The organism is Nocardia sp. NPDC051052, assembly GCF_044456045.1.
GTDB lineage: Bacteria > Actinomycetota > Actinomycetes > Mycobacteriales > Mycobacteriaceae > Nocardia.
This window is the reverse complement of record NZ_JBITFL010000022.1, coordinates 1-13,072: the sequence shown is the minus strand read 5'-3', so window position 1 is coordinate 13,072 and position 13,072 is coordinate 1. Positions and strand designations below refer to the sequence as shown.

The following is a 13,072-nucleotide window of genomic DNA, read 5'->3' as shown; positions in this document are numbered from 1 at the left end:
CCGGGAATGTGCCTGCATCGATGTATTGGAGTGCCGCAATGAAGTTTGCTGTTCCTGGTGTTGCGAGTGCTGTCGGCGGCGCCGTACTCGGCGTGATCGCGGTGCTCCTCGTCACGGTGGCGGTACAGCAGAACTCGCGGCCGGACATCGACCGCAGCGGCGACAAGGACTCCTCGTTGCTGAGCAACGTCGAGTACGGCAGTCGCTGAGCTGACCCCCGCTTCACCTGCCGACTCGCTCGAACCGGCGGCGCGGCGGCACGATGCGGCCGCGCGCATCCGCGGCTCGCAAGCGCTCGGTACCGCGCCGCTGGGTAGCCGCTGGTTCGCCGCGACGGTGCTCGCGGCGTTCCTGCTGACCTTCCTGCAGACGCCAGGACGCACGGTCGCCGACACCAAATACGACCTCGCGCAGAATCCGCTGGGATTCCTCGAACGCGCCAGCCACCTGTGGAGCAGCCAGGCCCCGATGGGTCAGGTGCAGAACCAGGCCTACGGCTACTTCTTCCCGCACGGCACCTTCTTCTCACTCGGCCATGTACTCGGCCTGCCCGCCTGGGCCACCCAGCGAATCTGGTGGGCATTACTGCTGCTCGCCGGCTTCTGGGGCATCATCCGGCTCTGCGAGACCCTCGGCATCGGCAGCCGCGGCTCCCGCATCGTCGCGGCGGCCACGTTCGCGCTGTCCCCCCGCGTGCTGACCACGCTCGGCTCGATCTCCTCGGAGACGCTGCCGATGATGCTGGCGCCGTGGGTATTGCTGGCGCCGGCCGCGCTGGGCATCGGCTACCGAAAGCGGCGGCGGGCGAGCACCGCGCAACCACCAGAGCCACCCGGACGACGCGGCGGGGCGGCATCGGCGGCCGGAAGCGCGCTGGCACTCGCGCTGATGGGGTCGGTCAATGCCGTGGCGACGGTCGCGGCCTTCTTGCCCGCGCTGCTGTGGTGGGCCTCGTACCGGCCGAACCGGGAGTGGTGGCGGTTCACCAGAGCCTGGGTTCCGTTGCTCGTGCTCGCCACGTTCTGGTGGGCGGTGCCGCTGCTGCTGCTCGGCAAGGTGAGTCCGCCGTTCCTGGATTACATCGAATCCTCCGGGGTGACAACGCAATGGGCCTCGCTGGCCGAGGTGCTGCGCGGTACCGACAGCTGGACGCCGTTCGTCTCGCCGGAGCGCATCGCGGGCGCGGTGCTGGTCACCCAACCGGCGGCGGTACTCGCCACCGGGCTGCTCGCGGCCGCGGGCCTGGCGGGATTGGCCATGCGGTCCATGCCGTTTCGCGGGCGGCTGACATTGATCCTCTGCGTCGGGCTGGTCGGCATCTGCGCCGGATACGTCGGCGAGCTCGGCGGGCCGTTCGCGAATTCGGTCCGGGTGTTCCTGGATTCCGGCGGCGCGCCGCTGCGCAATGTGCACAAGCTGGAGCCGCTGATCCGCATCCCGTTGGTGCTCGGCCTCGCTCAGCTGCTGGCCAGGGTGCCGCTGCCCGCCTCGGTGCCGATGCCGCAGTGGCGCAGCGCGTTCGCGCATCCGGAGCGGGATCGTTCCGTCGCGGTGGCCGCGCTGATCTTGACCGCGCTGACCCTGTCCACCTCGCTCGCCTGGACCGGCAAGCTGGCCCCGCGCGGCGCCTACGACGCGGTGCCCGCATATTGGCAGCAGACCGCGGACTGGTTGCACCACAACGCTTCCGACACCCGCGCGCTGGTGGTGCCGGGCGCACCGTTCGGCAGTCAGGTGTGGGGACTGACCCGCGACGAGCCGCTGCAGGCATTGGCGAGCACGCCGTGGGCGATCCGCGACGCGGTGCCGCTGAACCCGCCGGGCACCATCCGCGCGATGGATTCGGTGCAGCGGCTGATCGCCGACGGCAGACCGTCGGCCGGACTCGCGGCGACACTGGCCGGGCAGGGCATCGGAATTCTGGTGCTGCGCAACGATCTCGATCCGGAGACGTCGCGATCGACCCGGCCGATGCTGGCGCACAGCGCGATCGAAGGTTCGCCCGGCCTGACGAAGGTGGCCGAGTTCGGCGATCCGATCGAAGCCAAGGTCATCGCCGAGGATCTGGTCGCCGACGGTGATCTGCGGCCCGCGTACCCGGCGGTCGAGATCTACCGGGTGCGGACACCGACGCCGGGAACGCCGACCGAGGTGCGCGGCGGAACCGGTGCGCCGCAATCGTTCCCCGGCGCGTACACGGTTCCGCTCGGCGCGGTACCCGTCGTGCAAGGCGGGCCCGAAGTGCTCGAGCGGCTGCACCGCGACCCGGGGACCACCGCCACCCCCTTCCTGCTCGCCGCCGACGCGACGCGCGCCGGGCTGCCGAGTGAACCGTTGACCGTCACCGACACCCCGATGGATCGGGAGTCGGACTTCGGTCGCGTCGACAACCACAATTCCGCCGTCCGCGCCCCCGACGACGCCCGCCGCACGCACAACCTGGTGCCCGACTACCCGGTGCCCGGCGCCGAACTGGTGCGCGGGGAATGGTCGGGTGCGACCATCACCGCGTCCAGCTCGGCCGCCGACGCCACCCAGCTCGGTGGCGCCGCACCGGGCAGCTCCACCGCTGCCGTCGTGGACGGCGATCCGGCAACGGCTTGGATCAGCAATGGCGCCGAACACGCACTCGGACAATGGCTTCGACTCGACCTGGCGCAGCCGATCCGCGTCGGGCAACTGACCTTCAGCACCAGCGCGGCGGCAATCGGCGATCCGGTGAAGTGGGTGGAGGTGCGCACCGCCAACGGCACCGTGACCACTCGCATCCCCGAACCCGGTAAGCCGGTGTCGGTTTCGCTGCCGGCGGGAAAGACACAGTGGGCCACCATCACCGCGGTCCGCACCGAGACCGGCAAGAGCGGCGGGCAGTTCGGCATCAGCGAGCTCACCCTGGACGACTACGCCGACCGCGAGCAGCCGGTCCGCGTCGACATCCGGCACCGGACCGTACTCCCACCGACGCAGGCGGGTGCGCGAGTCCGTTGGTGGGATCTCGGGCAGGAATTTCCCGGGCGCAGTGCGTGTTTCGATACGCCGAATCGCGTGCGCTGCAGCAAGGCCCTCGCCTTGGCGCCCGAGGAGCCCGGCACCTTCGAGCGCACGCTGCCGGTGCCCGAACCCATGTCCGTCACGCCCGAGCTGACCGTCCGGACCAGGCAGGGCCCCGCGTTGGAGGCGCTGCTCACCGACCACGACCACCCGGTGGCCAGAGGCAAGGCCGACGTCGGCGACCTGCGCGGCGCCGCGTTCGCCGCGACCGATGGCGATCCGCGCACCAGTTGGACCGCACCGGAAGACTCGGTGCGGACACTGACCGGCGCCAAGCCCACCCTCACCATCGAACTGCCCGAGCCCGCGCTGGTGACCGGGCTGGCCTTGACCCCGTCGCTCGGTGGCCTGCCCGCCGCACCCACCTCGGTGGCGGTCAACCTCGGCGACGGCCCGCAGGTGCGCGAGCTGGAAAAGCGCGATCCCGGCACGCCCGCTCGAATTTCCTTGCATCCCTATGTGACCGATCGCATCGAGCTGAGCATCCAGTCATGGCAGCCGGTGCTGGACATGACGGCGCTCGGCTTCGTCCAGTCGCAGCCGCCCGGCCTGGCCGAGGTGTCGGTACTCGGCCCGGACTACCCCGCGCCCGCTGCGCTGGACCGGGAGATCACCGTCCCATGCGAAATCGGCCCCACCATCAATATCGATGGACAGCTGCGGCGCACCACGGTGACCGCCACCGCGGACCAACTCCGTTCCGGCACCCCGGTTCCCGCCCGCCTTTGCGCGGACGACAGTGCGCCCCAGCCCGATTCCGGCGCGCTCGCGCTGCCGCAGGGCCGCGCCGATGTCACCGTCGGGCCGACCGACCTGTTCTTCGTCGACCGACTCCGCCTCGACCGCGCCGGGCTCGCCGCACCGGCCGAATCGGCTGCGGGGACCCGGCTGCTCGTGCTGCCGTTGAGCACGAACGTCGGCTGGCACGCAACGACTTCCGACGGACGCGCCTTGAAACCTGTGGTCATCGACGGCTGGCAGCAGGCCTGGCTGCTGCCAGCCGATGCCACCGGACCCGTCACCGTCTCGTTCCCCACCGACCGCTGGTACCGCCTCGGCATCTTCGGCGGGCTATTCCTACTCCTCCCACTGATCGCATTGGCCATTCCGCGGCGCGCACGTGCCCCCAAGAAGGTGGCATCCAAGGCGGATCCCCTGCCTGATCAGGCCGACTCCGAAGTGAATGCCATTGGCGGCGAATCGGATTCCACACCGCGTACCTGGGGCCCCCGCTGGCTCGGCGCGATCGGCCTGGCGGCCGCGGCGACCTTGATCGCCGGTCCGGTCGGAACCATCATCGCCGCAGGCACACTCGCCGCCGCCCACTTCTATCCACAGTTCGCGCCGAGAGCGCTGGTCATCGTGGCGGGTGTCGGCACGGCACTGTCGGCGGCCGCGCTATCGACCGGCCCGTGGCGCGCCTCGGGTGGCTACCTGGGCGGTTCGCTGTGGGCACAACTGCCCGCCGTGCTCGCGGTGGTCGCGGTGGGCGTCGCCGCGCTGCCGCCCGGTCGACCATTCGGGCTGCGGCGCAACGGACCTCGTTGATAATGTGACGCCGCGTGAGCGAGCGTCAGCGAGAGAACCGAAACGACTGCGTGCGGGTACGCACGATGGGACCGAGCGCTAGCGAGGTGGAGGCGTGAGTACCTGTGCGGAATGCGGTTTCATCTACGACCTGACCCGCGCGGCCGATGTCGCGCCGTTGGCCAGAGAGCACGCGGTGGAATACGCGGACCTGCTCCTCACCGACTCACCGAAACTGCGGCAGCGACCGAAGCCCGATACCTGGTCGCCACTCGAATACGCGTGCCACATGCGGGATGTGCTGCTCATGCAACGCGAGCGCGTACTCGCGGCCCGGCGCAGCACGACGCCCGACACCACGCCGATGGGACGCGACGAGCGGGTCGAGCACGACGGCTACGCGGACCAGAAGCCGTCGGATGTCGGCCGCCAGCTCAGGGACGCGGCGCAACTGTTCGCCAATGTGCTCGAGCGGCTGCCGGCCGCCGACTGGGAACGGACGCTGATCTTCAGTTACCCAGAGCCGCAAGAACGTTCGCTACGCTGGCTCGCGGTGCACACGCTGCACGAACTCCGTCACCACCTGCTCGACATGCACCGGCAGCTGGACAACTGAGGCGATCACGGTGCCGCGAGCCGGTCTTCCTCTTCGACCTCTTCGGTCGGCTTCGCCCGATCCCGGCCGCGCGCCCACTGCCGCATCGGCTCCTCGATCAACGCGTAGCTGGCCGCCGCGACCGGCAGGGTCAGCACGATCGTGAGCACGACGACGTATCCGAAGTCCCCGCTGAACGGCACGATCCCGAATACCGGGAACACCACCCACAGCACCGCCAGATGCCAGAGGAAGATTCCGTAGGACCAACGCCCGATGGTCGCGGCGACCCGCGATGTCAGCCATCGATGCGGTCGGCCGGGATCGCCGAGCACCAGCGGGGCCAGCAGCGCGAAGCCGATGATCGCGCCCAGCCCCATCTTCGACGCGTACTGCCACGGCTCGGCGTGCGTCAGCCCGCCGGGACCGCCGATATCGGTGGCCGAGACCAGGAAGGCGGCCAGCGCGATGGTCCACATCAACCACTGATTCCCCGCCAGCCGACGCCACGGCGATAGCCGTTGGCTACCAAAAGATAGTTCGGCGAGCACCATTCCCATCGCGAACCACGGCAGATATCCGGGCAACCAATTGTCGGAATGGATCGCGTCGGGCGTCGGCACCGGAATGAAGTTCCAACTCAGGCACACCGCCGCCAGGCCGAGCAGCACCGGAACCCGCCACCGAACCGCGCTGCCGCGCAACCACACCGCCGCGAACGCCAGCACCGGCAAAACCAGATAGAAGGCCACCTCGACCGAAAGACTCCACATCTGAGTGAGCCCATCGGTCAGCGTCAACGGCACGAACACCTGCAGCAGCGCCAGATTCGACACCCAGACACGCAACCCCGCGGTCCCGGCCGCGCTCGGCAGCAGCACCAGCACCACACAGACCACAGCCCAATACGCGGGCAGGATGCGCGCCGCGCGATGCCGCAGGTAGTAACCGAGCGACGGCGCACGGCCGAGCCCGCGCGCCGCGGCGGCATGCGGACGCCAGAGCAGAAAGCCGGAGAGCGAAAAGAACACCGCGACCGCCATATCGAACCGCCCCCACACCCGCCCGATCACCGGCATCCCGGCGGCCCCGGTCTGGAACGCGACGTGCGTCAGCAAGACACCGAGCGCGGCCATGCCACGCATGCCTTCGAGCGCGGGGAGAAAGGCGCGGGTCGACACCGAGTCGGTCGCCGGGGCGTCGGCAACAAGGGCGGTCGGCGATCCTTCAGTCATCGGGCTCCAGTCTGCCTTGCCAATTATTAGGTGATAACTCGACGTTTCACATTCCGCGCTAAACTCGGGCGATTTCTCGGCCGTTTCCGGCCTCGGCACCGCATGGTACGACACCGGACTGTTAGTGTCGGGGCTCACGAGTGCCGCGGTCGGCCCGCCGTACTCGCCGGAACGACCCCTGTTCTACGACGAGGAGAGTTTGCATGGCACTGAGTGCCGGAACCAGAAGGACGGTGGCCTGCCTGCTCGTGGGTCTCGGCGCGTTGCTGATTGTCGCCGCGCTGCTGATCCCGACCTACACCGTCGGCAAACTGGCGAAGACTCCTCTCGATCTCGAGATCACCACCATCGCGACCAATGTGCCCGGCGAGGACAGCCTGGTGCTCGACTCCAAGTCGCTCACCGCGCCGGAGGGTGCCGCGAAGATCGACTCGAACGTGCCGCTGGTCTCGCAGCGCTTCCTCACCGTCGAAGAGCCCTCGGATGCCGACGAGATGACGGTGCAGGCGGGTCAGACGTTGCGCCGCATCGACAAGCAGGGCGACACCGGCCTGCTCACCGCGACCATCGACCGGGTCACCATCGACCGCAAGTCCGGTGAGCCCGTCGCGAAGGATCCGAACGGCTCCATCGCGGTCACCGTGGACAAGAACATGAAGTCGGTCGCGGATCCGGTGCAGCACACCGGCCTGCAGTACCGCTTCCCGATCGGTACCGAGAAGAAGTCCTACCCGTACTTCGATCTCAACGCGCGCAAGACCTCCGACGTCAACTTCGTCGAGGAGTCCGAGATCAACAACATGAAGGTCTATCACTTCCAGCAGACCATTCCGGCGACCAACCTGTACGACGTGGTGAAGGCGCCGACCAACAAGCTCACCTTCCCCGCCGCGAAGTGGGGCGTGCCCGGCGACGGCGACGTCACCATGGCGCGCTGGTACACCAACACCCGTGACCTGTGGGTCGAGCCGAAGACCGGCACCGTGATCAAGGGTGGCGAGCAGATCCACCTGTACTACGGGCGGGATGCCAAGCCCGAGGTCACCGCGCTGAAGTCGCACATCGTGTTCGACGAGAACACCATCGAGTCGCAGATCTCGGTCGCCAAGGAGAACATCGACAAGCTGTCGCTGTACGGGCGGATCATGCCGATCGTGCTCGGCGTGCTCGGTGTCATCGCGCTGATCGTCGGTGCCGTCCTCGGGATTCGCGGCGGCGGTTCGACGGCTGCCGCGGCGGGCGGCGGCGGGCCGCTCAGCCAGGGTCGTGGCGCGCGCCGGGCGGACAATGAGCCGCCGACCGAGCAGATCAAGATCACGAAGCAGCCTTGAGTTAGTTGAGAAGTTCGGCCCCCGGTCACACCGACCGGGGGCCTTTTCCGCCTCTCCGCGTATTCAAGCCAGACTAAGTGCCGCACAATAGCGTTGGCGGCCGGCGGACTGAGGAATTGGCCGGGTCAGCTGGTGCCCGATGAGTTACCCATGTACTAACGAAATCAGTTGATGCGTTGGGTCCTCAACGTGTACACAGCGATACATCGCTGCTTAGGCGAATTACGTGGCGGCACATGCTCCTTCAGTGATTTCGTTGGCGTCGGGCAAATCTGTGCGCACCGGCGGTCGGAGGTAGACGAGTCGGCCGGTTCAGTTGGCACCCGACGGCCACAGCGATGCGTCGCGCGCACGAATTATGTGACAGCGCATGGCTTCTCCAGTGAATTGGTTCGCGCCGGGCAAAGCTATGTGTGGGGCTTCGCGGCGGCGCCGTGACAGGTTACGGCAATCGCTCGGGTTCGAGGGCTCGCACGCTACTATCACGATCGGCGGTGCGCAGGACGATGATCGCGACCACGATGGTGGTGACCGAGGCGACCGAGGCGACCGTGGTGATGAGGGTCGGGATCGAGCGGGCGAACGAAACCATCAGTGTCACTTCGACGGCCAGGCCGAGCCAGGTCAGTGCGGCCAGGGCGGTGCGGTCCACCGCGATCGCGGAGAGCATCGCGCCCTGCAGGACCGCGAGGATGGCGCCGTGCAAGGCGAACAGCCACAGCAAGCCCTGGATCGGGGCGTAATCCCGGCCTGCCAGTAGCGGAGCCAGCGGCGCGGCGAGAGCGGCGCAGCCAACAGCGACGACACCGATGCCCGACAACACCGCGAGTGCCGATCTGATCGCGCGCGCCGAATGCGTGGGCTGGGCCATCCGTGGATACAGCACGACACCGACGGCCTGCGGCAACCAGAACGCGATCTTCGCGGCGATGGTGCCGAGCGCGTAGCGGCTGGCGTCCGCGTCGTCGAGGACCATCCGGACCACGATCAAGTCCGTGGACGACAGCGCCATCAGCGCCGCCTGTACCTGCGCGGCCCGCAGCACTGGAAGTACCCCGATGGCGTGAGCTATCTCGTCGGTGCCGGTACGAGTTCGCGCGGACGGCGTCCCGGCGACGAATCGCGCGAACACCGCGGCAACCGCGATGCCCAACGCGGCCGCGCAGAGGGCAAGCGCGGCGCCACCACCCACGGCGAGCACCACAAGCGCGGGCGCGACCCGGAGCATTCCGGCGGCACCGAGCACCACGCCTAACGCCCGAAACCTCCTGCCGCCCTGCAGAACTCCCTGCTCCCCCGACAGCAGCACCAACGCGGGCGCCGCACCGAGGGCCGCCGCACACGCCGCGACGCCGACATTCAACGCACTGGTCACCACCGGCACCAAGACCGCGACAACCACCGCGACGATCACCGCGCACCGCCACTGCAATCCGCGCAGCGCCGCGACGCCTGCCCCCCGGACCAGCTCCCTGGCCACCACGTTCTGCAACGCCAACGCGGGCACCGCACACAGCAGCTGCACCGCGAGCAAACTCGCGAACTCGCTGTACCCGGAAACCCCAAGCCACCGCCCGGCCAGCAACTGCAGCAGATACCCCGCCACATTGGCGGTCATCGCCCCCGCCGTAACCAACGTCAGATCCGCCACCACAGGAAACCGACGGACAGCAGACACGTCCGCCATCGTCCCACCTGCGAGTCAGCGGCGGCGTCCCGCCCTGCCGCACCTGCCCCGGGCCCGGCTCAGATCGGCCGATCAACCGCCTGTCGCCGGTCGAGCCGCCAGCGCAGGTGCACGGCGAGTGGGACGTCGGGGTGTTTCACGAATGCCTTGGGGCGGCGACCGCGCAGGCGCACGTCGGCGGCGTCCGAGACCTCGACATCGAGCAGCCCGGCGGCGCCTTGCAGATCCTGGTGAGCCCGGTGCCGGTTGGCGCGGTGCGCCCGCGCTCGTGAGCGCGGCAGGTTCTTGCGCGACGCCTTGTCGTTCTCGCCGTAGCTGTTGCGGCGGTCCTTGGCGTAGCTCAGCTGCTTCTTCTCCTGCGGGGATCTCCGAACCGCCGAATCAGGATATGGCTGCCGGACGTGCGTGCCGAATTCTTTTCCGACCGCCGCGGCGCCGTGTGCGGGTCGGTGCGGTGCGACGTCGGACCGTAGGGTGCACAAGCGTGACGGAGAGCGGGCGGACGCGACGCGACCGGTGGGTGCAGCTGGCCCCTGCCGGGTACAGCGCGGTGCTTGCGCTGCTCATCATGGGTCCGCTGCTCGGTTCCGGGTATCTGCTGCTGCGGGATGCGGTGAGTACGCCGCGGTCTTACCTGACCGATTCGGCGCTCGGGCTCGGCGATGCCGCGCCGCGGGCCGTGCCGCAGGATGCGTTGCTCGCGGTACTGTCACCGGTCATCGATGGCGGTCTGATCGTCAAAGCGATTCTGCTCGTCGCGCTCTGGGCAGCAGGCTACGGAGCCGCGGTGCTGGCGCGCGAACTGTTGGGCGCGTCGATCGGTGCACAACTGGTGGCCGCCACGGTGGCGCTGTGGAATCCGTATGTGACCGAACGCCTTGCGCAAGGTCACTGGAGTTTGCTCGCCGGGTATGCCGCGCTCCCGTGGGTTGCCCTGGCCGCGTATCGGATTCGGACCGACGGTACCGCGGGCGCTTGGGCAGGTGTGGCGGGATGCCTTGCCGCGGCAGGGCTTACGCCGACCGGTGCCCTGCTCGCCGGTATCACCGCGTTGTCGCTGGCTGGGCGACGGCGGCTGGCCGGCGTGCTGGCATTGCTGATCGCCACGTCCGTGCCGTGGTTGGCCGCCACCACGTTGTCCGGGGCAGCCAGCGAACCGTCGGATCCGGCGGGTATCGCCGCGTTCGCCGCCCGCGCCGAACCCGGTCTCGGCACGCTGGGCAGTCTGGCCGGGCTCGGCGGCATCTGGAACAGCGACGCGGTACCCGGTTCGCGCACCACACTTCTCGCGTTGTTCGCAACTGTGCTGCTGCTCGTCATCGTCGCGACCGGCGTGCGTTCGGTGATCTCCGACGGCACCGATCGATACGTGCGCCGCGCACTCGTCGTGCTCGCGGCGTTGGCCATTCTGCTGCCCGCACTCGGCGCGACTCCGTGGGGCATGCACGTGCTGGAGTGGCTCGTCGCCCACGTGCCCGGCGCGGGCTTGCTGCGCGATACCCAGAAATATGTGGCGCTGGCGATGCCGGCCTACGCGTTGTGCGCCGCCGCGGGGTGCGGGGCGCTCGCCAGACGATTCTCGGCCGGCCAGGTGGCCGCGCCAACCGACAACCCACCTGTCTCGAAGTTATCCCCAACTGTGACGGGTACGGTCGCGACGATTCTCATCAGCCTGCTGGCGCTGCCGTTGCTCGATCTCGCGTGGGGTGTCGGCGGCGCGATGCGACCTGTGCACTACCCGGCGGGGTGGCAGCAGGTCGCCGGACAGATGGCGGGCCCTGGCGATGTCGCGGTAGTGCCGGGCGGGATGTTCCGGAAGTTCCGATACAGCGGAAAGGCACCGGTGCTGGACCCTGCTCCCCGCCTGCTACCCCAGGACGTCCTGCAAACCGGCGAACTTCCGGTGCGCGGGCGTACGGTATCCGGTGAAGGAAACCGCGCACGCGAGGTGGAAACCCTGCTGCTGCACGGTGGTTCAGCTCAGCAGCTGGCCGACCTCGGCGTCGGCTGGGTCCTTCTCGAACGCGGAACGCCGGGCCCGCTCGGCGAATCGAAAACAGCACTCGCACAACTCGAGCCGATGTTCAGCGACGCCGACCTCACGCTGTACCGAGTCCCCGGAACGATCCAGCAGCACGAGGCGTCGTCGACGGATCGCACCTTTGCCATTGCGGCACACGCACTCTGGGTAGCCCTCCTCATCGGCGGCCCACTCATCGCAACGGTCACCCGCCGCAAGCGCTGCCCCGCGGCGATTCGCGCCGACCCGACAGACGCAACGGGGCACGGCTGAGACGCGACCTCGGCGGCGGTATGCGCAGGCTCAGTGGGTGGAGCGGGGAGCGATCAGTCCGGAAGAGTGCGCTCCGCGAGCGATGGCGGACAACACGTCGTACACCCCATTTCCCGTTTGCTCCCAAGAGAATTCACGCGCCCGTGAGCGCGCCTTCTCCCCCATGACGGTGCGCGCGGCCCGGTCGTCGAGCAATTCGCCTACCGCATCGGACAATTGGGCGACGTCATCGACCAGCAGACCGGTCACGCCGTCGACAATGGAGTCGGTGAGGCCACGCGAACTGCGGTAGCCGATCGTCGGCACCCCGTGCTGCGCGGCCTCGATCACCGCGAGACCCCAGCCTTCCTTGCGCGAAGGCAACACGTGTACCCAAGCGCGGGAAAGCAATTCGTGCTTACGGCGTTCATCGACGTGACCATGGAAGGTGACCGCGCCTGCGATGTCGAGGCGCTGCGCGCCGGCCTTCAGGTTGTCGCCCCACCAGCCGTCGCCGATCACGTCGAGGTGCAGGCCGGGAATGCGGGTTCGTAGTCGCGCGACCACGGCGAGCGCGTCCTCGATCTGCTTGTGCGGCACCAGGCGGGACAGCACCACGATGCGGGGGTTCGCGGTGCGGGTTTCGGTGGCGCCGGTGGGCGCGTCCGCGGGAACCGGTTCGGCACCGTTGCGCACCACCGCGATCCGGGACTGTGCGACGCCGAGGGTGGCCAGTTCTTCGGCCGAGGGCAGCGAGACGGTCAGGTACTGGTTGCGCCGATGCACCCGCGGCGACAGCCGCGACTCGATCCACCAGCCGATCCGGCCGACCAGGCGTCCGGCGACCGGCCACTGTTCCCGGTGCCCGTGGTGCACCAGCACGACGGCGGGCGCCTTGGTGGCGGCGGTGGCGAAGAATGGGATGCCGTTCTGCGTGTCGATCACCGCATCGGGCCGCAGGCCGCGCAACGGTCCGAGGCCGAGCCTGCCGAGTGCCATCGCGGCCAGTGCCCGCGGGTACACGGAGAAACGGCCGCCTGCCCGGCTGATGTCGATGCCGTCGATGCGCTCACGTTTCGGCGCCCCGGGATAGCGGGCCGTGCGCAGGGTGACCTTGACCCCGCGTGCGGCGAGCTGCGCGCCGACCTGCTCGAGGTACCGCTCGCTGCCGCCGCCCTGCGGGTGCCCGGTGTCTCGCCAGCACAGCAGGAGGACTTCGCGCACGGTCGAGCTTCTCTCGGTCTGGTGGTCCCGGTCGGGAACGTCGGATATCGCGGTACACCCTAATGGGAAGTGATCGGCGAGCCTACGACCGGGCGTGAATGGTTGGGGTGAGGCTGGTCAACCGAGCCACCGGCCGGTGAGCACTACTGC

9 protein-coding genes are annotated in these 13,072 nt (G+C 68.9%); 5 read left to right on the top strand and 4 right to left on the bottom strand.

What is annotated here, in order from left to right:
• Window positions 1–38: 38 nt before the first annotated feature.
• The 3 genes from ACIBCN_RS42310 (at window position 39) to ACIBCN_RS42300 (ending at window position 5,194) form a co-directional block, all read left to right on the top strand.
• The gene (locus ACIBCN_RS42310; protein ID WP_396998241.1) at window positions 39–209 is read left to right on the top strand and encodes a DUF2613 domain-containing protein; all 171 of its coding nucleotides are present in this window, start codon (window positions 39–41) and stop codon (window positions 207–209) included.
• A gap of 127 nt (window positions 210–336) precedes the next feature.
• Window positions 337–4,599: an alpha-(1->3)-arabinofuranosyltransferase family protein gene (locus ACIBCN_RS42305; RefSeq protein ID WP_396998239.1), complete on the top strand. Its 4,263-nt coding sequence runs from the start codon at window positions 337–339 to the stop codon at window positions 4,597–4,599.
• Between the two features lie 121 nt (window positions 4,600–4,720).
• Complete coding sequence (locus ACIBCN_RS42300) at window positions 4,721–5,194, top strand: DinB family protein (protein WP_396998404.1); 474 nt, start codon at window positions 4,721–4,723, stop codon at window positions 5,192–5,194.
• A 5-nt stretch (window positions 5,195–5,199) separates the two neighbouring features.
• Here the strand turns inward: ACIBCN_RS42300 and ACIBCN_RS42295 are convergent, their stop codons facing one another.
• Complete coding sequence (locus tag ACIBCN_RS42295; protein ID WP_396998237.1) at window positions 5,200–6,408, bottom strand: acyltransferase family protein; 1,209 nt, start codon at window positions 6,406–6,408, stop codon at window positions 5,200–5,202.
• Window positions 6,409–6,611: 203 nt separating this feature from the next.
• On the opposite strand from ACIBCN_RS42295, the gene ACIBCN_RS42290 reads away from it, so the two are divergent.
• Window positions 6,612–7,739 (top strand): DUF3068 domain-containing protein, encoded by a 1,128-nt coding sequence (locus tag ACIBCN_RS42290; protein WP_396998236.1) that lies wholly within the window; start codon window positions 6,612–6,614, stop codon window positions 7,737–7,739.
• A 442-nt stretch (window positions 7,740–8,181) separates the two neighbouring features.
• Here ACIBCN_RS42290 and ACIBCN_RS42285 read toward each other — a convergent pair whose 3' ends face one another.
• Window positions 8,182–9,426, bottom strand: coding sequence for a polysaccharide biosynthesis protein (locus tag ACIBCN_RS42285; protein ID WP_396998235.1), 1,245 nt, complete (start codon window positions 9,424–9,426; stop codon window positions 8,182–8,184).
• A gap of 59 nt (window positions 9,427–9,485) precedes the next feature.
• Window positions 9,486–9,908, bottom strand: coding sequence for a hypothetical protein (locus ACIBCN_RS42280; RefSeq protein WP_396998234.1), 423 nt, complete (start codon window positions 9,906–9,908; stop codon window positions 9,486–9,488).
• Window positions 9,909–9,994: 86 nt separating this feature from the next.
• On the opposite strand from ACIBCN_RS42280, the gene ACIBCN_RS42275 reads away from it, so the two are divergent.
• Window positions 9,995–11,719 (top strand): hypothetical protein, encoded by a 1,725-nt coding sequence (locus ACIBCN_RS42275; protein WP_396998402.1) that lies wholly within the window; start codon window positions 9,995–9,997, stop codon window positions 11,717–11,719.
• A 30-nt stretch (window positions 11,720–11,749) separates the two neighbouring features.
• On the opposite strand, the gene ACIBCN_RS42270 is transcribed toward ACIBCN_RS42275, so the two are convergent.
• On the bottom strand, window positions 11,750–12,922 hold the full coding sequence (locus ACIBCN_RS42270; protein WP_396998233.1) for a glycosyltransferase family 4 protein: 1,173 nt from the start codon (window positions 12,920–12,922) through the stop codon (window positions 11,750–11,752).
• Window positions 12,923–13,072: the final 150 nt, after the last annotated feature.